This is a genomic window from Paenilisteria rustica (assembly GCF_013820765.1).
GTDB classification, from domain to species: domain Bacteria; phylum Bacillota; class Bacilli; order Lactobacillales; family Listeriaceae; genus Listeria_A; species Listeria_A rustica.
Genome location: NZ_JABJVM010000003.1, coordinates 209,748 through 232,392, shown reverse-complemented (window position 1 = coordinate 232,392; position 22,645 = coordinate 209,748). Strand labels below are relative to the sequence as shown.

General features: G+C 41.3%; 19 protein-coding genes. 3 read left to right on the top strand and 16 right to left on the bottom strand.

Annotation, left to right across the window (positions count from 1 at the left end):
* Nucleotides 1-164 precede the first annotated feature (164 nt).
* The gene (locus HPK16_RS04590; protein WP_181675835.1) at nt 165-1,991 is read left to right on the top strand and encodes a hypothetical protein; all 1,827 of its coding nucleotides are present in this window, start codon (nt 165-167) and stop codon (nt 1,989-1,991) included.
* 21 nt (nt 1,992-2,012) lie between these two features.
* Nucleotides 2,013-4,226, top strand: a complete 2,214-nt coding sequence (locus tag HPK16_RS04585) for a leucine-rich repeat domain-containing protein (protein ID WP_181675834.1) — start codon at nt 2,013-2,015, stop codon at nt 4,224-4,226.
* Between the two features lie 232 nt (nt 4,227-4,458).
* On the opposite strand, the gene HPK16_RS04580 is transcribed toward HPK16_RS04585, so the two are convergent.
* Complete coding sequence (locus tag HPK16_RS04580) at nt 4,459-4,944, bottom strand: GNAT family N-acetyltransferase (protein WP_181675833.1); 486 nt, start codon at nt 4,942-4,944, stop codon at nt 4,459-4,461.
* Nucleotides 4,945-5,060: 116 nt separating this feature from the next.
* Here HPK16_RS04580 and HPK16_RS04575 point away from each other — a divergent pair, with 116 nt between their 5' ends.
* The gene (locus tag HPK16_RS04575) at nt 5,061-5,210 is read left to right on the top strand and encodes a lmo0937 family membrane protein (protein WP_181675832.1); all 150 of its coding nucleotides are present in this window, start codon (nt 5,061-5,063) and stop codon (nt 5,208-5,210) included.
* Between the two features lie 127 nt (nt 5,211-5,337).
* Here the strand turns inward: HPK16_RS04575 and HPK16_RS04570 are convergent, their stop codons facing one another.
* From HPK16_RS04570 to HPK16_RS04500, 15 genes are all read right to left on the bottom strand, one after another.
* Nucleotides 5,338-8,016 (bottom strand): LPXTG cell wall anchor domain-containing protein, encoded by a 2,679-nt coding sequence (locus tag HPK16_RS04570; RefSeq protein ID WP_181675831.1) that lies wholly within the window; start codon nt 8,014-8,016, stop codon nt 5,338-5,340.
* Nucleotides 8,017-8,085: 69 nt separating this feature from the next.
* Nucleotides 8,086-8,793: a tyrosine-protein phosphatase gene (locus HPK16_RS04565; protein ID WP_181675830.1), complete on the bottom strand. Its 708-nt coding sequence runs from the start codon at nt 8,791-8,793 to the stop codon at nt 8,086-8,088.
* Between the two features lie 21 nt (nt 8,794-8,814).
* Entirely contained in the window at nt 8,815-9,951 is a 1,137-nt protein-coding gene (locus tag HPK16_RS04560; protein ID WP_181675829.1) for a DegT/DnrJ/EryC1/StrS family aminotransferase, read from the bottom strand.
* Nucleotides 9,952-9,968: 17 nt separating this feature from the next.
* Nucleotides 9,969-10,571, bottom strand: coding sequence for a sugar transferase (locus tag HPK16_RS04555; RefSeq protein ID WP_343064797.1), 603 nt, complete (start codon nt 10,569-10,571; stop codon nt 9,969-9,971).
* A complete protein-coding gene (locus tag HPK16_RS04550) occupies nt 10,568-11,746 on the bottom strand; it encodes a glycosyltransferase family 4 protein (RefSeq protein WP_181675828.1) in 1,179 nt (392 codons plus the stop codon). Before HPK16_RS04550 ends, HPK16_RS04555 begins: the two co-directional genes overlap by 4 nt.
* A gap of 12 nt (nt 11,747-11,758) precedes the next feature.
* The gene (locus HPK16_RS04545) at nt 11,759-12,877 is read right to left on the bottom strand and encodes a glycosyltransferase (protein ID WP_181675827.1); all 1,119 of its coding nucleotides are present in this window, start codon (nt 12,875-12,877) and stop codon (nt 11,759-11,761) included.
* Nucleotides 12,852-14,141, bottom strand: coding sequence for a hypothetical protein (locus HPK16_RS04540; RefSeq protein ID WP_181675826.1), 1,290 nt, complete (start codon nt 14,139-14,141; stop codon nt 12,852-12,854). Before HPK16_RS04540 ends, HPK16_RS04545 begins: the two co-directional genes overlap by 26 nt.
* An 11-nt stretch (nt 14,142-14,152) precedes the next feature.
* Complete coding sequence (locus tag HPK16_RS04535; RefSeq protein ID WP_281368012.1) at nt 14,153-15,403, bottom strand: lipopolysaccharide biosynthesis protein; 1,251 nt, start codon at nt 15,401-15,403, stop codon at nt 14,153-14,155.
* Nucleotides 15,400-16,737: a nucleotide sugar dehydrogenase gene (locus tag HPK16_RS04530; RefSeq protein ID WP_181675824.1), complete on the bottom strand. Its 1,338-nt coding sequence runs from the start codon at nt 16,735-16,737 to the stop codon at nt 15,400-15,402. The genes HPK16_RS04535 and HPK16_RS04530 overlap by 4 nt, the downstream gene beginning before the upstream one ends.
* A 20-nt stretch (nt 16,738-16,757) precedes the next feature.
* Nucleotides 16,758-17,825: a UDP-N-acetylglucosamine 4,6-dehydratase family protein gene (locus HPK16_RS04525; protein ID WP_181675823.1), complete on the bottom strand. Its 1,068-nt coding sequence runs from the start codon at nt 17,823-17,825 to the stop codon at nt 16,758-16,760.
* Nucleotides 17,826-17,851: 26 nt separating this feature from the next.
* Nucleotides 17,852-18,526: a CpsD/CapB family tyrosine-protein kinase gene (locus HPK16_RS04520; RefSeq protein WP_181675822.1), complete on the bottom strand. Its 675-nt coding sequence runs from the start codon at nt 18,524-18,526 to the stop codon at nt 17,852-17,854.
* The gene (locus HPK16_RS04515) at nt 18,523-19,200 is read right to left on the bottom strand and encodes a YveK family protein (protein ID WP_181675821.1); all 678 of its coding nucleotides are present in this window, start codon (nt 19,198-19,200) and stop codon (nt 18,523-18,525) included. Before HPK16_RS04515 ends, HPK16_RS04520 begins: the two co-directional genes overlap by 4 nt.
* 33 nt (nt 19,201-19,233) lie before the next feature.
* Nucleotides 19,234-19,920, bottom strand: a complete 687-nt coding sequence (locus HPK16_RS04510) for a hypothetical protein (RefSeq protein ID WP_181675820.1) — start codon at nt 19,918-19,920, stop codon at nt 19,234-19,236.
* Between the two features lie 83 nt (nt 19,921-20,003).
* On the bottom strand, nt 20,004-21,734 hold the full coding sequence (locus HPK16_RS04505) for an Ig-like domain-containing protein (RefSeq protein WP_181675819.1): 1,731 nt from the start codon (nt 21,732-21,734) through the stop codon (nt 20,004-20,006).
* A gap of 113 nt (nt 21,735-21,847) precedes the next feature.
* Nucleotides 21,848-22,507 carry a cyclic nucleotide-binding domain-containing protein gene (locus HPK16_RS04500; protein ID WP_181675818.1) on the bottom strand — a complete coding sequence of 220 codons (660 nt, stop codon included), beginning with the start codon at nt 22,505-22,507 and terminating at the stop codon, nt 21,848-21,850.
* Nucleotides 22,508-22,645: the final 138 nt, after the last annotated feature.

Below are 22,645 nucleotides of genomic sequence, written 5' to 3'. Positions count from 1 at the left end.
CAGATGCTAATTGTCACAAAATCATCATAAAATAAGGGGAAAAAGGCGTACCAGTCAAAAAAAGTCCTCCTCGAACCTGCTATACTAGCTGTTTCGTCTACTTTATAGAAAGGAGTATAATGGTGTTCACTACAAGAGAATAACAGATGAAAGGGAGCAGTCATATGCCACACATACTTAAATGGGGAATCTACATAATGGGAGGTTGCGCCATTTCTCTTGGCGTCATGCTCTCTAGCGCACCAGTTTATGCAGCAGAACCCGCAACAATTACCTACTACACCGGAGATACACTTGAAAGGACCTACATTATTGATAAAATAAACCATGCTAGTCCAGAAGATTTGAGTCCAGAGGCCCTATCGATAGCGGTAGATGGGAGCATGGACATTGCAACGGAAAACGGCTATACACGCGTCCATTTGTCTCCAGGCACTTATACGCTAGCCCATCGATTAAACGTCAACAAATCGCTTATCCTAGAGGGAACGACCGACGACGGGAACAATCTCACTACCATCCAGTTGGCGCCACAAACAAAACCGGAAGAAAAGGCGATGCTCACCGCGGCTAGTGGAACAAAAGAGGCACCAACGACGATTCAGAAACTGACCTTGGACGGCCAGTGGGATCCCGCTAGTAAACAATTGGATATCTATCAGCGTGGGATTGTGTTGCATCCCTTAACCAAGCTACCTGATCCAACCAGTCCTACTTCCCCCAAATATTATGTCGGTTGGGGACGCAAGCATGATGTGACCATTCAAGATATGACGATTCGGAATATGGGTGGGACAGGGATTTATATGGAGTTTGTGGATAATATCAAAATCAAAGGAAATTCTAGAGTAGCAGGAAAAGAAACGAACCGACTGGAAAACCTCGGCTACGCAGGGATTGCAGGGTATTCTGCAAATAACGTAGATGTCGATTGGACACTCGTGGATGGTGTCGGGGTTTCAGGACAACAAGCTTATGGCATGGCGTTTAGCTGGAAGAAAGGAACCACCGATGCGGATCAATTGGCAGAGGACGACCCGAGTCGATTCCCAACGACGACAGAAGGAAAGGCCGCGCAGAGCACAACAGCGTATACGCAAGGCTATTATCGCAGTCAACATGACACCGTAACGAATAGTACCATCATGAATATCCCGACATGGGAAGGACTCGACACCCATTCAGGCTATGATATTAATTTCAAATCCAACCACCTGTTTGGGGTGCGATTTCCAATTGTCGTCGGTGGGATGGATTATCCAGAGGAGGGGACGGAGAACCTGATCGCCGCCTATCCGCCCAAAGACATTTTTATTACGAACAATTTTATTAACCAAGACACAGATGGCACAATCTACAACCAAAGCAAGAAAACGTCGGAACGCGGGATTGTGGCAACAGGCACCAAGTATCAGGATTTACTAAAGAATCCGAGTACCCTCGGCTTTTTAGTAGGGCTTACCATTGATGATAATCATGTCAATGCCATTAAAACCACCATCCCTTCTCGCGGCGGGATCAGTATTCATGTGACGAAAGCAGCGAACATTATCCGTAATACCGTAACCAAGTCCGAGATGAATGGCCTTGTTTTCATGAGTTCCAATAAAAAAACCAATATGTCAGGGAATACTATCTCAGGCATGATAGATAATACAGGAACAGGTAAAACTGCGGATATTGGCATTCGAGGCTCGCATAATAATGGGGAAGACTCGAATACGTACGCCATCCCAGATAAACCCACGGATGCAGGTACGAATGTGCGAGACAATACACTAGAAGTTAGTACTTCTTTCCAAGCGATTTTGCAAGAAGCCGAGAGCACGTCCAATGCGCTCCAAACCGATACGCTACCAACCATCCTAACGCAGCCATTGGAGAGCATGCCAGCTTGGGATTATTTAGAGAAGGAACCTAACCTGTTACCAGACGAACGCTCCTATTATGAAATGGAGAGCGGGAAACCCCTGCTGACGAACGAAAAATAGAGACGATGAGGAGAGAAACAGATGAAGAAGAAACTAGGTATCACCGTATTAATTACTGCCTTGATTATCCCCAGTATGACTTGGGCATCCGAAGAAACAGCGGCACCGACAGATGTGGCAACAACGGAGGAACAAGAGAATCCTGAAACTTTAGCACCAACCGATTCGGTGACAATGGAGTCAACTGAAACAACAGATTCAGAGGAAACAACAGCACCTGCAACCGCAGAAATCTCAACAGCTAAGGACGAAAGTGCCACGGAAGAAAAAACAAGCATCGTGGCACCGACCTCTCCTGCCGTAGCGGCAGAAACAAACACAGAAGTACCACGCCAAGCAGAGAAATCATCCCCCGCAGTATCTGAACCAAAAACAGAGAAGCAGGTAGAAGCACCTCCTACAAAAAACGCGGAAGATCCGGTGGTAACAATACCTGATAGGGACCTGCACTATTTCATCACGGATGCCCTACATCTGAAAGAAGGGACTCCGGTGACACAATCAATGATGGCGTCTCTCACTACCTTGGATGTCAATGGTGTTGATGATACTACTGGATTAGAATATGCAGTTAATTTGCGTCAATTCAAATCATCTTATGGTTATACAGGAGATAATTTGACACGTATCCTCCAGTTACATCACTTGGAGACCCTGGAATTAGGTCCTATCGCTGGAGCTTACCGGTTCCCTTCCTTTGCTTCCTTAACCGAATTACGGGAACTCACTGTAAAGAACGCCTATGTAATGACTGACTTGAATTTCTTAGCTGAGAATATAGCACTAGAAACACTAGATTTAGGGGACAGATTTGAGGACAATGATTCGCTAACCGATATCTCGGCGTTACGTCATTTAACACGATTAAAATCACTCTCGCTGTACCATACGGAGCAACCATTAGATTACAGTCCTATCTTGACATTGTCCCACTTAGAGTCCCTCCGCATCCAGAATCAAGGATTACAAGATGCCAGTTTCTTAGCTCCATTGTCTCATTTGACACACTTGGATCTCACGAATAATTGGTTTACGACGACCGATTCGATTAACGCCTTACCTGCGTTACAAAATGTCATCTGGGATGGCAATTTTATTCCAGGACAACCGAATCAGTATGCCGCCCAATTGCCGACCGAGACAACGGAATTAGCCATTGGTGAGCACACCATATTGCCGATGACGTGGACTTACAATGGCGTGCCCTTGGAAACAGATAGCTACGGAGATTTGTTAGTAGACAAATATTTCAACGTACCCTTCGCGAAACAAAGGAATACAGTGACAAGTAGCCCTGCGATTCTAACTAGTACGAAACCCACACAGACGAGTATTCCGATTGAAGCGACGAAAGGTGGGATGACCACGTTGACGAGTGAAGTGATTCCTGGTTATCAAGTGCAGACCAAGGTTCACGTGTTGGACATTCCTAAACCGCCAACGTTAACGCCTGTATCGGAGCTACAAGATACGTTGCACGGGAAAACGAGTCCACATTACCATGTCCAAGTGGCTATCGACGGGAAAACCTACCAAGTCGTGGCGGATGACACGGGGGCTTTTGATGTAACAATCGGCATGTATCCTGTTGGGACGCCATATGTGGTCACCATTAGTGATCCAACGGGCACAGAAGGCGTTCCTGTTCATGCGGCGATCGTCGACGGTATTCCACCGCAATTAAACCCAGTGACAACCGGACTTCAAGCCATTAGCGGGCGTGTTATCGACGGCCGAACTCGTGTACGTGTGCTCGTGAATGGTATTGTGCAACGCGAAGTCGATACCGATGCGCAAGGCTATTACACGGTACCTGCGCGGAAACTGGTGACGTCCTATGGGTTATCGAATCGTCCCATTCGTGGTGGGGATAAAATCCAAGTCGATTTTGGCCCAGACACTGCGGAACATCTGATCACCAGACAAATCGTGCAAGACGCCAGCCGACCAACCTCACTCGATCCGGTACAAGCGCGTACGGACTACATCACGGGACAAACATTGCCAGGATCGCAAACCTTACGTCTGATTGTCAACGGGGTCCCGCAACGCGTGATTACGCCACAAAGCTCGGGTGCCGGACAAATTGAACAGGATGGCCATTTTAAAATTTATAGCCGCTTCAACCTGAATAGTAAGGGGCAATTAGCTCGCTTACAGACGGCAGATACGATCACGGTGGATAGCGGGGAACAGATTTATCGTGGTTCTTTTGTGGAAACGAACGTGGAGTAAGGAAGCACATGCACCGCAAAATAAAAGTACTCTCACATTGAAGTGATACGCAGGAAACATGAACCTTCAGATCACATGTCAAAAGCGCTAAAAAGCTATTTACACAGCCACTTTAGCGCTTTTCTGCTATCTAATTATACAAGACCGCTTCGCTCAAAGATATTCGTATTCGAAAAAGATGAAGCATCGATATAACTACAAACATCGCTGGAATCTATCTGCTTTCGCTTCATTAATCCAGATAATACGCGAACTGATAGTCGTCCATCCATTCACCGTCTATCCAGAATTCCCGCTTAAAATGGGCCTCCTGCTCGAAACCAAGGTGCTCGTAAAATTGGATCGCGTTCGTGTTGGCACCCATGACGCGCATGGCGATTTTGCCAATGTTGTTTTGCTGACCGAGTTCAAATAATTGTTCGATGAGTTTTCTGCCAACGCCCTGGCCTTGTGCTTTTTCGGAAATGGCGATGCCGAAAAGCCACTGTTTTTGGCGGGATGGTGCTGATCCTGGATAGTGGTAAATGAGCGAGCCAAGTACTGCGCCGCCTTCGTTTCTGGCGACTAACATGTTTTGCGTCATCGTGTCTTTTTTGAATTGCTCGTAGTCGGTTTCTTTAACAACGTGTGGCGTGGTTCCTTTTATCATGACGCTTTTTTCGATTTCCCAGAGCTCGGTGATGTCGGATTCAGTCTGCGCGGTGATTAGAATGGCCATTTTTATCATTCCTTTTCAGTCGATTTATCATTTTTATTGTAGCATAGCTCGTTCGGATGTTTCACCTTTTTGCAAAGTGGTAAAGATAGGTACGGCATAGTTTGAGGAGGGTACATATGGCAGGAATTCTTTGGACGGTTATTGTGGTTTTATTTGTGTTATGGGTGCTTGGATTAATTCTACGTATCGGTGGGAAATTGATTCATCTTCTGTTGGTTGTCGCTGTGATTTTATTGGTTTGGAATTTGATTACGGGGATGGGATAAGGAATCGGGCTATTTTGTTGCTGTAGAGGTGACAGGATAGCCTTTTTCAATGCAAAAAATCCCCTGTAGATGCATGGATTCGCTCTACAGGGGATTTCTTAAAAATAGTGTTACATTATCTTATTCATTATTTCTTGCGGAAAATGACAATACTTGATGCCGTTAGCAATAATCCAAAAAGAACTGCTAATCCATTTGAAGTATCTCCGGTTGTTGGAAGCTCTTGACTAGGCGCTTCTACCACCGTCATGTTCTGCGGAGGGTTCACTGTTGTTGTAACTACCGGTGCTTTTACTGGTGGCACTGGTTGGCTTGGATCTACAGGAACGATTGGTTTTACTGGATTTACTGGTTGTGTTGGTTCTACTGGTGTTACAGGGTCAATCGTTACTGGACGACTCAATACCGTTACTTTGATTTCTCTTGTTGCTGTTTCGCCTACGCTGTTTGTTACTTCATAAACGATCTTGTATACGCCTGGTGTTGTGTTGTCTACTGTGTTTTCTTTGATTGTTACGCTGCTCGTGATGTCTCCATCTTTCAAGTCAAATGCGCTCATGTCTGCTCTTGGATCGTATTCATCGCCTACATAGATAACTTGATCTTTTCCGTCGATTGTTGGACGGCTTAGGACTGTTACTTTGATTTCTTTTGTTGCTGTTTCGCCTACACTGTTTGTTACTTCATAAACGATTTTGTATACGCCCGGTGTTGTGTTGTCTACTGTGTTTTCTTTGATCGTTACGCTGCTTGTGATGTCTCCATCTTTCAAGTCAAATGCGCTCATATCAGCTTTTGGATCGTATTCATCGCCTACATAGATAACTTGATCTTTTCCGTCGATTGTCGGACGGCTTAGGACTGTTACTTTGATTTCTTTTGTTGCTGTTTCGCCTACACTGTTTGTTACTTCATAAACGATTTTGTATACGCCTGGTGTTGTGTTATCTACTGTGTTTTCTTTGATTGTTACGCTGCTTGTGATGTCTCCATCTTTCAAGTCAAATGCGCTCATGTCTGCTCTTGGATCGTATTCATCGCCTACATAGATAACTTGATCTTTTCCGTCGATTGTTGGACGGCTTAGGACTGTTACTTTGATTTCTCTTGTTGTTGTTTTGCCTAAGCTATTTGTTACTTCGTAGACGATTTTGTATACGCCTGGTGTTGTGTTATCTACTGTATTTTCTTTGATTGTTACTTTGTCTGTAAGGTCGCCATCTATGGAATCTGTAGCACTCATGTCGGCTCTTGGATCATAGCTGTCCCCTACGTAGAAAATTTGGTCTTTTCCATCAATCACAGGAACGCTTTCTGGTGCTAGTACAGTTACTTGGACTTCTGTCGTTACTGTGTTTGGTGCTACTGTTGATGTGTAATCTAATGGTTTTAATGTTTGCAATAAAGCATCTCTGTACGTAATTTTACCGTTTTCGATCACATTGTGTATGCCTGTTGCGATACCGTCTGTTGTATCTGTTACTTCATAGACAACTTTGTAAACGCCTGCTTTTGAAGTATCTACTGTGTTTTCTTTAACAGTAACGCTTGATGTTAAATTACCTGATTCTTTATCTGTCGCTGAAAAAGTGATGTCTTTCAATGGATCAAACGCGCTATTGAATGGTACTGTTTTGTCTTCACCTGTTAAAACTGGTTTTTCGTTCACAGGGTTTGGACCTTTAACTTGATAAGAAAGCGTGTATTGACCTTCTGGTAAGGCATCTAAGTTCCACTCGAATTTGTTGTTCGTTACAGTCGGTTTGTTGTATGGTGCTGGTACTGCGACAGTATTTCCTGATGCATCTTTAATTACGGCACTATCGGCTACGTATGTGTATCTGCTCGCAATATTTTCTTCTACGCTAAGTTGTTCATTTATATTTGTCAAAACAATATCACGCACATACGCTGCAAACTCTTCAATGCTATTTTCACTTGTTGTCATGTTTAGGAAAAACTCTGGTCGAGTCACGACATTCGGAATATTATCATTGATGTAATTATTGTAGTTATCATAAGAAATTTGTCCCCACTCGTCCACTATGGATGCTTTTTCTTGCCAAAGTCCAAATGAAGTCTGATATCCCGCATTATTGATATTATTAAGTGCTGCAATAATACCAGTTGTTGGGCCTAAAAGTGGAAGCATCGATGTAGCTGGCGTCAATGGCGTTCCATTAATATCACCATTTGGGAAACCATCTGTTACAACTAGGAACAATGTTTCTCTATTCGGATCTTTTGGTCCTGTTTGTTGTTGATATGCTTTCAATGCTTGATCAATACCATAAGCGGTTGGCGTTGAACGACCAAATAAATCTTTAGTCGCGACTTCGCTAATCATACTTTTTGTCGCAGAGATGTCGGATGTAAGATCACCTTTCAATAGTACATTATAACCTTCTGAAATTTGGCCAGCGTTATAAATACTTAGGTCTGCTCTAGGATCGTTATACAGTGGATAATTCGTATCATCTGTCTTAAGCCCTGTGTAACCCATGAATTGCGTTCTATCCACAACTGGGTCTAACAAATCTAGCGCGTCATTTAACTTGGCAGCTACTTGCGGATAGGAACCTTTAAAACTACCTGACAAATCTTGAACGATAACTAAATCTAGCTTCTTTTCTCTCTTCTTTTTCTCTAAATCCATCATGATTGTATGCGTTACCTCAGACCCATCCGCACTCACTAAAGATGTTTTTATGGAATGGTCTGTTGTAGCAGCTGACGCGAAACTCCCCGGCATAAAGCTACTAAATAGTACCGCAAAAATCACACTAAAAATAAGGTTTTTCTTCAAATTTAACTACCCCTTCTATCATTTACTTGTTTTTCATGCATCTCTGAAACTAAGTAAAATTCACCCCCTTTATTGAATAGTATCCGCGAGATAAGCTGCATTTTTTTGTAGCATTTGAACTGTTTCTGTGCCTAATTTTTTCTGTATCCTATCATAGGCTTCTACTAAATTATTTTTCTTTTTTATATGATCGTGAGCGCCAGAAGCTATGACAAAAATTTGATCTTTTTCTAGCATAGCCCACGCTAATTTCTTCGCTTTCCTACCGTTCTTACCGAGAAAACTCCCTGCTTCTACCTGTGCTAGCATGCCGCGAAGTATGTATTCTTCTAGTAGCCTTGGATGTTTTTGAAATGTCGCATTTAGCTCTGGATGCGACACAACTGGTAGCTGCTTGTTAATCGTTAGCTGAAATACAACTCCTTCGATACCTGTGGGAATCTCTTTTGTTCCGATATCAATGAGCCAATATTGGCGGCTTTTTTCCAGCGCTTGCTCTAAATTGGAAGCAAACCAGGCCATATCATACTTCAATTCTTGCCCCGGCAATATAACTAATGGTATTTCATAGCGATTCAATTCTTGTTGAAAAATATCCACAGCTAGCTTCACTTGCTCGTAATTACAACCGTTTTGACGGCTACTTTGCGGCGTTGCGATAATAATGTCAACGCCGTCCTTCACTGCTTGTGTCGCCATTTTGATGCTGTCTCTAACTGTTTTGGCTCCGTGGTCTAATCCCGGTAATATATGATTGTGCACGTCTACAATTCGCATCGTTGTCCCACCTTCATTCCATTATGCTGTTAAAATCTCTACTAATGCTTCCAAAACTCGAGCTTGTTCAGCCTCCGTCATACTTGATCCTGATGGCAAACATAATACTTCTTCAAATAACTTCTCGCTAATATTTTCTTCTCCAACTTGGTAACAGCGACTTTCTGAAAATGATGGCTGTTTATGAAGCGGGTTCCACATCATTCGTGCTTCAATATCTCTTTCTTGCATGTACGCGACAATTTCTTTCGTACTTTTTGATATGATCGAGTAGTCGAGTCTGATCGCAGATAACCAGCAATTCGGCGCTGTGTCTGGTAATATTGGCATCATCGAAACGCCTTCCAAATCCGCTAAAGTATCTGAATATCTATCAAAAATCGCCCGGCGTTTGTCCACATGATCAGCTAGCACTTCCATTTGACCTCTACCGATTCCAGCTAAAATGTTGCTCAATCGATAGTTGTAGCCAATTTCAAGATGCAAATAATACGGAGCCTGTTCCTTTGCTTGCGTCGCATAATAAAAAGCTTTTTCGCGGTCTTCATTACTATTCGTAAGCAACATCCCACCGCCCGATGTCGTCATGATTTTATTGCCATTGAACGAGAAAATACCCATTTCGCCGAATGTTCCTGTCATTTTGCCATGATAAGTACTTCCGAGTGACTCCGCGGCATCTTCAATGATTGGAACACCGTACTCTTTGCAAATTGCTACTAGTTTGTCTAATTTCGCAGCTAGCCCTAAAATATGAACGATAATCACCGCTTTAGGCAGATTATTCGTCGTTTTCGCATCTTCCAAAGCCAGGCGCAATGCTTCCGGAGACATATTCCACGTCTCCTCATCAGAATCGATAAAAACAGGTGTCGCGTTAACATACGTAATCGGGTTCGCACTCGCTGCAAACGTTAATGTCGAACAAAATACACTATCACCTGTGCCAATTCCCATCGTCAACAAAGCCAAGTGAATCGCCGCCGTCCCTGAACTTAGCGCTAAGGCATGTTCACCTGCTGTATAATCTAGAATTGCTGTCTCAAACATATCGACATTCTCACCTAGTGGCGCAATCCAATTCTGTTCAAAAGCTTGTTGGATATATTGATTTTCAGTACCACCCATATGCGGCGGGGAAAGAAATATTTTAGTCATTCATTATGCTCCTAACTTCATTCCTTAATAATTTCCGATTTCGTGAACTTTTCTGTCGTCACAAAACCAGCTTTGGATATATCTTCTCGTTTCACTACTTTGATAACCGTCAAAATCATTATTTTCATATCTAAAAACACATTTTTATGATCCACGTACCAGACGTCTAACTTGAACTTATCTTCCCATGAAATATTATTGCGGCCGTTCACTTGCGCCCATCCAGTAATCCCTGGCAACACTTCATGGCGACGCTTTTGCTCATCTGTATATTCTTCTAGATACTCTGGCAAAAGCGGTCTCGGTCCTACAAAACTAATATCGCCTAGCAAAACATTCACTAATTGCGGCAACTCATCTAGACTCGCTTGTCTTAAAAAGTGTCCAAAAGCAGTCATTCTGTCCGCATCAGATAACGTTTGACCATTCGCGGCAACTAACGTACGCATTGTTTTCACTTTATAAATTTTAAAAATCCGACCGTCTTTTCCGATTCGTTTTTGTGTGAAAATTGGCTGCTCTTTGAATTTCCATGTCGTGATGCATAGCAACAACAACATAGGCACGCTTAAGATTAGCAACATCACACAAGCAACGAACATGTCTCCTACTCTTTTCACACTACCGTCTCCCCTAATACATTTTTCAGATGTACTTCAAGTTGTGCAATTTGGGTTTCCTTTTGGTACTTCTTGGCTAATAGAGAAATATTGGTGGATACTTTATCGCATATCTCTTCATTTAGGCTCATCGCTTCCACATGTGCGGCCATACGTGCTTTCTCGCTATATTCAAAGCCTTGGCCCGCTGCATGTTTTTGTAAAACTCGATCTTGCCAACCATGATAGTTAATGAGCGTTTGCTTCCCAGCTGCCCAGAAATCAAACAGTTTGTTCTGACTGTTGCGATCCAATACCTCAGCATCTCGCACAAAACACATTCCCATATCGCTTACAGCCATCCAAGCCATCGCTTCACGTTTTGAAACACCGTCCACAAATTGGACATTTCGTAACCCATACGCTTCCGCTTGTTGTACTAACTTCGCTTTTTCCTTACCATCACCAACAATCACGAACGAAATGTGCTTGGCTTTGGTCAGACGAGCTATTTCTAGCACATACTCCACGTGATTCACGTAACCAAGCGTTCCTGCGTAAAGGCAAACAAACTGCCCTTCCAAACGAGGATATTTCGCATAAATTGCTGCTTTTTCGTCTTCTGTTATTTCTGCAAATGCATTCACATCCGCAAAATTAGTAATGACTTCTATTTTTTCTGAAGCAATGCCTTTCGCGACAATGTCGTCTTTCATACCTTCTGATAAAGCGATAATCGTACTCGCCTTTTTATATATACTTTTTTCCATACGATACAACATACGGATCATCCATTTATTTTGAATAATACCTAATTTAATCGGCACATCCGGCCATACATCTCGCACTTCGAAAACCAGTTTCGTCCGTTTGAACCGTGCGACCCATTTGCCAACTAATCCGACCGTTAAAGGTGTCGACGTTGCATAAACAATGTCCACGTCTTTTTCGCGTAATGCGTATATAAAACTTTTCATCATGAACGATAAAAAAGAGAATATTCGTTTCAAATAACCAAAATCTTGGTTATAACTTGTTTTTGTTGAGATAATCTTGATGCCATCACACGATTCCACATCACTTCCTGTAATCATTGTGACTTCATGACCTTCTGAAACAAGGTGTTTAGCAATCTCATATGATCTCGTGCTGCCTTTATCTTTATTAAAATATTGATGTAAATAAACGATTTTCAAACAGGTCACTTCCTAAAATTTATTGTAAAATGACAGTAATTTCTGCTCTTCCGACTGCCAATTATATTCGGCCTGAAAAGCTTTAAATCCAACGTCACCTAATTTTTGTGCTTCTTCTGGATTTTCTAATAGATACAATGCTTGCTTCAAGACCGTATCTTCATCCTTCATGTTCACCGATAAACCGCATGGATAACGCTTCAAATCTTCCTGCATCAAAAAATCAGATATCAAAAACGGAATTCCCGCTGCCATATATTCCATACATTTCGTCGGCTTACATCCATAAAAATTCGGATTATCCAGTAATAAGGACAGCCCAACGTGTGATTTCCGCAACACTTCAAAAGCTTCATCAAATTTCTTCGGACCCTCAAAGGTAATGTATTGCGATACACCCGCAGCTTTTGCTTCTTCTTCAAAAACAGTTGCATTCGGCCCAATAACGCGAATATTGAAATCCTGCCTCACCTTAGAAAGTTTTTCTGCCAAGCGAATCATCACTCGAACGCCGCGCAACTCAGAAATACTGCCGATATACACAAAAGTGAATACATCCGCTTTCTCGACCGCTGGCAAATGATCCGTCGCAATCGCTGGATAATTATACACATCCACTTTACGACGATCTAACCAGCGATAGTTTTGCTTATAATGCTCCTCCGCAAAAACAACACCATCCACGTAATCCAGCAAGTTCTTCTCAAAACGCACATACATTTTCTTAGCCCTTTTGCGAAAGATGCTAGGAATTATTTTCTTTGAACCAATGACAGCTGGCACATTTTCATGCATATCATAAATACAAACGGGAGAAGGATACAGCTTCTCTTTCATCCACCGAGCTAAAAGTAATAACTCAGGATCGTGAAAATGAACAATGTCTGGTTGCTTTTCTTCGATGTATTTTTTCAGTAATCGCCAATTTTTGTAACGGCTCCGGATGCTTCGTTTCGGCATCGTAATCACTTCCATATTGTCAGCTACAGCGCCAACTTCCACGCCGTTCTCCACCGCAATATGCGTTACTTCCACATCTTCTTGACTCGCAATCGATGTCGCCGTCCGAAAGAATATCCGCGTGTCGCTCCAAGGATGAACCGAACTAATGTTTAGCACTTTTATCGCCAAAGCCTTTTCCTCCAATCCCACGTAAAATGTACATAATAATAATCGCTAGCAGTAAACCATGCGTTAAAAATACCGTTGTCAGTGACGTATCAGTCAAACTCCAAACCGGCATAACAATCAGCAACATACCAAACGCTTTATACGCACCTTTCGCCAAGCTGTTGTACACCCATAAAATAATCGCCGCAACGAATGTATACACACCAATGCCGATATAACCAAAGTTCGCAAAACCATCTGCAAACAGATTCGCATTCGCCGCCATATCAGGACGGTTAAAGTACGTTTCTCCAATAATAAACGGCGGTGTAATACCATATGGATTCTCAAAAATACCGCTCAGAAAACTGTAAGAAAGCCTCATTTGTTCATGTTGAGAAAAGAAATCCACATAGTAATTCATCAATAAACCTGGCGTGAAAATCATTCTACGTGATAGTAAACTTGTTAATTCAAACGTTGAAGTCATGTAATCATAGCCAATACTTATCAATAACATCATCGAAATCCCGCCTACAAACAGTAGCGAAAAATACTTCCCTTTCATTCTCAACGCCACAAACACTAAAATAAGTAACGCTGTCGACATCAAGGTAGATTTCAATCCATTTGTCGTGAAAAGTAGATACTGCATAAAGAAACCTAATAAAACAAAAAAGATTTTCTTCTCCAGCAAGCCGTATATAACAAGCACCGGATTCAGTGCCTTCGCAAGCCACTGCATCCCATAACCCATAATCGGCGATGTATTTTCACGAAATCCTAAACGCGCTGCATAAATATCTTCCGAATCAACAGGCGGCTTCAAATGAACGCCAGAAACACTTAAAATATATAAAAACAGGGCACTTGTCATCCCGATATACAGCCATTTTGCAAAAGTTGCTCGCACTCTCAAAACCGGAATCGATAACATTCGCCAAGAAGCCACAGAATACAAAAGAAACAGGCAACCCAACAACATAAAATTCGTTATCCAATTCGCAAGTGGCACTACACCATACAAATAATTTGGAATCAATAAAACTGGGATATAAACAATCACATAAATAATCCAGAAAAATATTCCCGAAGGCTCCGTCACAGCCACTTTAGCGACTAGTAAAGGAGTGAAAATCATCAGCAATGACAACGCGAAACTCACAAAATCTAGTGAACCCATCGTATAGCCTAGATAAGCAAAATTGGGTGAAATAAAGTCCGCGTATGACACGTGAAGCAATAATACATAGATGAATACTAAAAAATATTGAATAACTTTCATTGATTACTCCTTTACTTTGTCCGTAAAACAAGCCATCCCATGTACCCTAAAACAAAATAACTGAGTCCCATCACAGTACCAAAATAGATTAATACAACTTCGACACTTGCTCCCATCATATGCAGCAAATACATGCCTGCAAAAACGATAATACATCTACCAACATCCCACATCAGCTGCATTTTCTGATGCCCCGTTGCGTATAACACTTGCGAAACCGGCATGAAAATCAATTGTCCTAAAAACAAGAAAGAAACATACTGCACAAATTCTCCTGATCTCGTCCACTCTTCACCAAACACAAATCCAAATAATGAAGGAGCCACAAAGACTAGCACGATGATTGCCGGAACAGCGACCATACTCAATCGCTTAATAATCGTCATGTAAAGTGCATATACCGAAGCCCGATCCGTCTTGCCTTTCTCGGCGGCTTCCCCATAAAACACTTGCGAAATCGCGATACCAATCAATGTTATCGGCACTCCAATCGCTTTTTGTGTCAGTGAATAATAACCAACCACTTCCGAGCCGTAAAAACTCATCAGCAATAAAATCACGAGTTGCAACGATAAACTATTACACAGTGTTGAAAGTGTTGAGAACAAAGGATATTCCCGGTATTTCCATAATAAATATTTCATGCGTTTTGGTCTGATTTTTTGTAGTGGGTTTGTCTTTAAGAAACGTTGCGTCAACATAACTAGGCCGAAAAAGCGCCCAATCACGTCACCTATAATTAAGCCGCTGAACATTCCCGGTACAAACGCTAAGCCAACTTGACCTCCCGCTGTACCGAATGATTGTCCCATCTTTGAAGCCGTTATTTCGCGATATTCCTTCTGTCTGATAGCTTGGTAACTCAGCACCTGATACACACCTGCAAAAACTAACGCACACGATAACAGTAGCTGCAACCAAATATTCGTTTTCACTTGAAATACGGTAAATAACGACCAATCAAAAGCGGCGTACAACACGGTGTTCAAAATAGCAACAATACTAATTGTTATGCAGCTTATATAAACAAGTTGCACAACGTTACGCTGATTTTTTTCTATCGGAATCGCCTTCTCTAAACAGAGCGACGAGAAAGTTAAAAGCACAATTAAAATCGAACTGTATACAGAAAACATTCCAAAATCATCTGGTGCATACAATCGGGTCAAGATTGGCGATACCGCGATAACAATTACTTGCGCCATCGTATTCCCCGAGAAAAGCACGAGGAAATTTTTCAAGAAAGAAGACTGCTTATTCATTTATATACAGGAACTTGTTTATTTTTCGCCATTTTACCCATCGTGTAGACATTCGTCGCTTCGATAGCATTAAAGGCGTTTTTCGTATCCAAAACGAGTTGGCTTTTTGCTGCGATTTCTGGAAGATCAAAGGCACTGTGCGGCGTCAACATAATCGCTAAATCATAATCACCGTACGCCGTATCGTTCGTTGTTTCCACGGTATTACCATGCGCATCACGGAAAGTAGCAACAAATGGATCCATCACGTCTACCACTGCGCCACGTTCTTGTAGCAATTCGTAGATTTCAAGCGCTGGCGATTCACGAACATCGTCAATATCCTGCTTATACGCCACGCCGAGTAATAATACACGCGAACCATTTAGCGCCTTTTTCGCCGTATTCAGCGTATCGTTCGCTTTTTCAATCACGACTTCCGGCATCAAGCGATTAATCTCTTGCGCCAAGTCAATGAAGCTGCTGTAAAAGTTCGATTCTTTTGCTTTCCAGCTCAAGTACATCGGATCAAGTGGGATACAGTGTCCGCCGATTCCTGGGCCCGGTTGGAATTTCATAAAGCCGAATGGTTTCGTGCCAGCCGCCTCAATCGCTTCCCATACATCCACATCAATCGTGTCGGAAAGCATCGCCAATTCGTTCACAAAAGCGATATTAATACTGCGGAATGTATTCTCGATTAGCTTACTCATTTCCGCGACTTTCGGAGACGATACCGCCACCATATTTGGAATAACTTGTTCGTATAATTTCTTGCCTAGCGCCGTACAAGCAAACGTTGTGCCGCCAATTACTTTCGGGGTATTTTTCGTATTATAGACAGGGTTACCTGGATCAACACGTTCAGGGGAGAAACATAAGAAGTAATCCACACCAACAACATAACTTTCTTGCTCGAAAATTCGTTCAATCAATTCCTCAGTCGTACCGGGATATGTCGTACTTTCAAGGGTAATCAGCTGGCCTGGACGTTTGTACGTATTAATTTGGCTTACGGCACTCTCGATATATGAAATATCTGGCGTTTGCGCCTTCGTAAGCGGGGTCGGGACACAAATACTAATCGCATCCATCTCAGCAAGTAAGCTAAAATCCGTTGTCGCTTGGAAGCCACTTGCTAATTCCGTTTTCAATGCGTCATCACTAATATCAATGATGTAAGAATTCCCGTTATTTAGCTGACTCACTTTCTCTGTATCTATATCAAACCCAACAACTTGATAACCAGCAGAACTAAACGCTACTGCAAGGGGAAGTCCGACATAGCCAAGACCAATTACTCCCACCGTCATTGTTTTATTTTCAATTTTATTTGCTAAAAGTTCTTTCATCATTATTTAAATTGCCTCCACATTTACTGAATTTTTTCCAATTGCTGTACTGAATTCGCTAAACTAAGCAATCGTTTTATAATCTCACTATCATCCATTTGTTTTACTTCTTGGATTAACGTCGCTATTTCTTCCTCATTACCAGTCAAAGCTTTACCGATAAAAACGTTTAATTCTTCATTTTTGACAGCATTCTCAGCTTCTTCCATCAAATCTTCATTTAACTTCTCACCATTACGAATACCGCTAAAAATAATTTCAATATTCGGCTTATTATTCAGCGCAATCAGGCGCTTTGCGACATCTAAAATCGTTACTTCATCGCCCATATCGAGTACAAATATTTCGCCACCCTTAGCACTAAAACTCGCGCGAACGACTAAATCAGCCGCTTCATCGATGGTCATAAAATAACGTGCCATATCCGGATGCGTAATCGTAATCGGGCCACCACGCTCAATTTGCTCTTGGAAAAGTGGAATAACACTACCTCGACTGTTCAAAACATTTCCGAATCGAACGGTCGAAAAACATGTTTTACTCGTTTCGCTTTTATTCGCTACAATCGTTTCGGCAATACGCTTCGTCGCTCCCATCGTGCTCGTTGGGGAAACGGCTTTATCTGTTGAAACCATGATGCATTTGTCGACAAGATACTCATCTGCCATATCGACAATGTTCTTCGTGCCAACGACATTATTCATCACAGCAACATATGGATTTTCTTCCATCAGCGGTACGTGTTTGTGCGCCGCTGCGTGGTAGATAATGTCGACAGGAAATCTTTGTAACACACGCTCAATGTCTTCTTTACTCTGCACATCGCCAATAACCTTCGTGTGCCTTTGATCGGGATACTCTTGCGCTAGCTCTTTGCCGATTTGGTAAATACTATTTTCGCCATGTCCAAACAAAATAATATGTTCCGGCTTGTATGGTACTAGTTGTCGGCAAATTTCTGAGCCAATCGTTCCGCCAGCCCCGGTTACAAGGATCGTCTTATCCGTTAATTCGTTCGGAAAATTCGGTGCTGCAATATCTCTAATCGGCCTACCAATAATCACTTGCAACGCTTCTTTTGAAATGGGCAATACATACACTTCCTCTTCATTTCGCATTAATAATTATAATAATAATATGCGGAATCTTTTTTACTTCGCTTCACTTTATTCAGTACGATACCAAGAATGTTCGCACCTGCTTGTTCTAATACTTCTAGCGCGTTTTGGAACTGCGCTTTTTTCACTCGATTGTCTTCTACGATGAATACAACGCCTTCTGCACGACTCGATAGAATTTTAGTATCGGAAATACCTGCTGGCGGTGCATCGATGAGTACAAGATCGAATATTTCTTTCGCTTGCTCTAGCATTTCTTTAAACTTATCGCTATCCGCTAATTCAGTCGGATTGGGAGGAATTGGACCAGCTGGCAATAAATAGACATCTTTGAAAAGTGTATCTTGGACCAGGCCTTCCCAACTCTCATCAACACCTCTTTGAAGGTAGGTACTGAGTCCAGCTTGGTTTAATAATTTGAATTTCTTATTTTGTGTCGGTCTTCTAAAATCCGCATCGATAATTAGCACTTTCTTGCCTTGTTGCGCAAAAACTTCTGCCATGACGCCTATCAAAGTCGATTTCCCTTCTGCCGGAGAATAGGAAGTAAACATCATCGTTTTGATGTCTTTATTAATAAAACCAATATTCGTTCGTATCATCTTTAACTCTTCTGTATTTTTAACACTTAAATCTTTTAAGTTCGTATCATCTTTTCTTCTTTTCTTACTCATCGTTTTTTCACCTTGCTTACTTTACCCAATACAGGATAATCAGTTAATGCTTCCACATCATCTTTCGTGCGAATTCTCGCGTTCAATAATTGACCAAGGTAGATAATAAATGCGCCTACAAATAGACCAAGAAATACTGCTAATACGCCGATTGTTTTGTAATTTGGCGCTACCGGCGTCTTGCTATTTCCAACAGCCGCTTTTTCTAAGACGATAACAGAACTGTTTTTCAAAATGTCTGGGGCTGCGGTTTTTAGTTCTTCTGTTGTTTCGTTGACGATTTCTGTCGCTTGTTCTGGTGAGCTTGCTGTTGCAATAATAGAAATAACTTTAGATCCCGAGGCGTTCTCAACGGTTAGACTATTACTTACTTGTTTCGGAGTCATTTCAAAGCTGAGGTTACTCGCGACTTCATTCGTGATCGACGCACTCTTGATAATAACAAGGTACGTGTTTAGTAGTTGCGTGCTCGTTTGATCTTGTTGTGTCTGCTGATTATTCTCCATTTGACTTTGCTCAATAAGTACTTCTGTGGAGGCTTTGTACGTTGGTTCCACTGTCATGTAAGTGAGACCAACGATTGCCGCCACCGAAACTGCAATGCAAATGAGTAGAATATAAAATTTACGTTTGATAATGTTAAGCACAGATGCTAAATCAATTCTGTTGTTCATACATATCTCCTATTACTTTTTATATTCCCTTTGTTACTTTGCTTTTATGTTCGTCCATGTTGCTTTATTGGAAGGGCTATCCAAATCTGTGTAAACAATTTTGTATGGGCCTTCACCAGACGATACGTAGAATGAATCACCATCTGTTTCTTTTTGTGGATCTAGTGAACCTGCAAAGTTAGTAGAAGGGTACCATTTCAGTTTTTTGCCTGCTTTATTATAAACATCCATACCTAAGCTATCGAAAAATTTCGGTGAAGCAGTTGTATTTTTAATATGTGCGCTAATCTTCAAGATGGGTTGATCATCTGCTTTTTCGCCAGATGGGATTTCTGTCACATCTTTGATTGTTAATTCCACACCAGAAATTGTTTTTGTTAAGGCTGTGTTTGTTGTTGCTGGTTTTGGTGTTGTTTTCGCTGGTGTTTTTGCTTCTGTTTGTGTTTTTTCTTCTGTTTTCGTAGTGTCTTCGGATTTTGCTTCTTTTTTTGGTGCTGCTGTTGTGGTTTTAGGTTTTGTTTCTGTTGTTGCTGGTTTTTTCACTTCTGTTTTTGTTTCTTCTTTTGCTTTCGTTTCAGCCTTTACTTCTTTTGTTTCTTCTTTTGCTTTCGCTGTGGTTTCTGTTTTTGTTTCTTTTGATTCGTTATCACTTGTATGGCTACATCCTGCTCCAATCGCTAGGATGCCGACGCATAATGTTGCAATTACTATCTTTTTCATTTGTTGATTCCTCTCTCTATCGCTTTCTAGAACAAATATTTAGAGAAAGTACTACGACTCTCTCTAAATACGGTAAACTACAATTACTTAACTGTTACGCTTGTTGCTGTATCACCAGGGATTTGCACGCCGTAATCGACTGCTACAACATCTCCTGCTTGTAGACGAACGCTGTTACCATCCGCATCTTTTACAAAACGAGTGTAGAAACTATACGTACCATCTGCATTGATGCCACCACCTGTTGTGATGTTTGGTGTGATAACACGTTGCGCAATACCATTCACTGTTAGACGAACTGTTTGTGTTCCTTCTGGCACTTTACCAGTTACGTTTTCTGCTTTTGCTGTTACTGGATCAACAGTTGGTTTCACGATTGTTGCTTTCACTGTTGTTTTAACAATCATGTTTGCTGGTGTTCTTGTACCGTAATCAACTTGTACAACATCGCCTGCTTTTAGACGAACTAACTTGCCATCTTTATCAGTTACGAAACGGCTGTAGATGTTATATTCGCCATTGACTGATTGCATATTTCGTTGTGCAACGCCGTTAACGACAAGTCTTACTAACTCTGCATCTGCTGGTACTTTACCTGTGATTGCTTGTTGTCCTGGAACAATATCATTGATTGTGATTACACCGGTTTGAGGAATGTGGTTATAGACTTTCACTTGTGCGTCAGGTCCTGATACGCCAGCTTTGTTTGTTTCGTGAACTTTCACAAGTGTGTCAGCTTTTTGTTTTGGAATTGTAATACTGTAATTACCCTCTGTATCAATAACTGCAGTGTATTTTGTACCACCTAGTGTTGTTTCTGCTGTTAATCCTGGTGTTCCAGTACCTGTGATTGTAGTAGCTCCATTGTCAACTGCGTTTAGCGTTACATCGCTTGGCTGGACAGCAGATATAACTGTCATTTCTGCCTCTACACTTTCATAGCCTGCTGCATCTGTTGCAGTGGCAGTGATAACATCGCCTTCTGCTAATTCAAGTGTTGGTATTGAGAAAATTCCATCTGCATCTGTTGTGCCTTTTGCAGTTGCTGTCTGAACTACACCACTTTCATCTGTTCTAGTGATGGTAATTTCAATTTTGGAATTTGCTTCTGCCTTCCCTGTTATTACCTTATCGGTTGCATTCGCCACATTCAATTCTGGTTCATCTGGCCCTAGTCTATCTACTACAGTTACTTGTTTTGTATCTACATATCCAGCTCTATCAGTTGAAGTGACGCTTAAGATAGCTCCAGCTTTTTGCCTTGGAATCTGAACAGTATATTTACCATCAGCCCCAGTTGTGCCGGTGTATGAAGAACCATCAGGAGTCACAACTTTAGCTACTTGATTAGCATATCCGACCCCAGAGACCACTTTGTCCGCATCTGAGACTTCATTTACGCTTATTTTAGCTTGTTGTACTATTGCAGTAACCCTAGAACTGTATGCTGGATTATCAGTATCATTTATAAGCGTTTGGAGTGTGATTTGGGTATAGGCTGGCAATGGTTCATCCAGTTTATACTCAAATGCTCCTCCTCCATACAAATGAATATTCCCTATATTTGGAATCCCTAGAGTTAACATCAATATTGGATCCACATAATTGGCATCTCCACTAATAATTGTTGTTTCTGTGGTGAGCGGTGCAGTTAAATATGGTAGTGGTAATTTCTCTAATGCTCTTTCTGACTGCGTTGTCGCCACTTGTGTTTGTTCTTTCGCAAATACGTTTACTGATCCTACTGAGCTACTCAGGGTAATTATCCCAATAGCTGCTAGTGTTGTTACATTACTTACTAATTTCTTATTCAATCTATTTCTCCTTTTTTAAATGACCTTATTTTATTAATATATAATACTCTTTCTTCAGACTACTGCGTATCAGCTATATGATTGCAAACATCACCTCTTTCCCGTAGCATCCATTAAAAATTCAAAGCGTGTAGCTGTATTTTATTTTTTTCTACATTGATGTTTCCTTCGCTCTCTAATACAGAAAGTCTTTGCGCTGTATATTTTCTAGATGTTTTGCTGAAACTAGCAATTTTGTGTTTATTAATGTAGGTTGGCAGTACATATCTATCCTCATCCTCTTTCACACCTAAGCACTGTCCAAGCTCAGCTAATGAAAAATCAAAGCGTTCTTCCACGGTTAAATTATATTTCCTACTGTCATTAAATACGTACATTAATTTGATAGTCGTCATCTTTAGTATTAATTCCATATAAGAAGGTTTTATAGACGCAAAATTCAAAAAATACTCTTTGTCAATTTTCACTAATCTTGATTTAGTAATAGTCTTATAACTCGGAATCCATTCTTCTTGCTTATCATTTTGAATCGGCTCTGCAAAGAGTAGTTCGCCTTCACTGCTAAAGTCAACAATGTTCCCATTATCACACTCTGTCTGAATGACACCAGATAAAATAACAAACATGCTTTCCTTTACTTGATTCAAATCTAGTATTTCATTTTTTTCGAGCTGAATTTCTTGAACTGCTTTTGCTGAAACCTTGTTCTTATTAAGATCATCTATCATATTAAGGACATCTGCAAATAGCCGTCTATCTTGATATAAGTTCATATTTTCAACTCCTCTTCCCTATGCCTTCATAATAGCATAGATTAAATACTGCATTTGGACTTCGTTCTCAAAACTAGTATCATTATTTGTGTATTTTGTGAACAATCAATGTGTAGGTAACTTCCATAAAACAATTGT

Excerpts from the sequence above, each read along its gene's own strand:
- HPK16_RS04590 (WP_181675835.1), top strand. The coding sequence starts at position 165 with ATGCCACACATACTTAAATGGGGAATCTACATAATGGGAGGTTGCGCC.
- HPK16_RS04585 (WP_181675834.1), top strand. The coding sequence starts at position 2,013 with ATGAAGAAGAAACTAGGTATCACCGTATTAATTACTGCCTTGATTATC.
- HPK16_RS04580 (WP_181675833.1), bottom strand. The coding sequence starts at position 4,944 with ATGGCCATTCTAATCACCGCGCAGACTGAATCCGACATCACCGAGCTC.
- HPK16_RS04575 (WP_181675832.1), top strand. The coding sequence starts at position 5,061 with ATGGCAGGAATTCTTTGGACGGTTATTGTGGTTTTATTTGTGTTATGG.
- HPK16_RS04565 (WP_181675830.1), bottom strand. The coding sequence starts at position 8,793 with ATGCGAATTGTAGACGTGCACAATCATATATTACCGGGATTAGACCAC.
- HPK16_RS04560 (WP_181675829.1), bottom strand. The coding sequence starts at position 9,951 with ATGACTAAAATATTTCTTTCCCCGCCGCATATGGGTGGTACTGAAAAT.
- HPK16_RS04540 (WP_181675826.1), bottom strand. The coding sequence starts at position 14,141 with ATGAAAGTTATTCAATATTTTTTAGTATTCATCTATGTATTATTGCTT.
- HPK16_RS04535 (WP_281368012.1), bottom strand. The coding sequence starts at position 15,403 with ATGAATAAGCAGTCTTCTTTCTTGAAAAATTTCCTCGTGCTTTTCTCG.
- HPK16_RS04530 (WP_181675824.1), bottom strand. The coding sequence starts at position 16,737 with ATGATGAAAGAACTTTTAGCAAATAAAATTGAAAATAAAACAATGACG.
- HPK16_RS04520 (WP_181675822.1), bottom strand. The coding sequence starts at position 18,526 with ATGAGTAAGAAAAGAAGAAAAGATGATACGAACTTAAAAGATTTAAGT.
- HPK16_RS04515 (WP_181675821.1), bottom strand. The coding sequence starts at position 19,200 with ATGAACAACAGAATTGATTTAGCATCTGTGCTTAACATTATCAAACGT.
- HPK16_RS04510 (WP_181675820.1), bottom strand. The coding sequence starts at position 19,920 with ATGAAAAAGATAGTAATTGCAACATTATGCGTCGGCATCCTAGCGATT.
- HPK16_RS04500 (WP_181675818.1), bottom strand. The coding sequence starts at position 22,507 with ATGAACTTATATCAAGATAGACGGCTATTTGCAGATGTCCTTAATATG.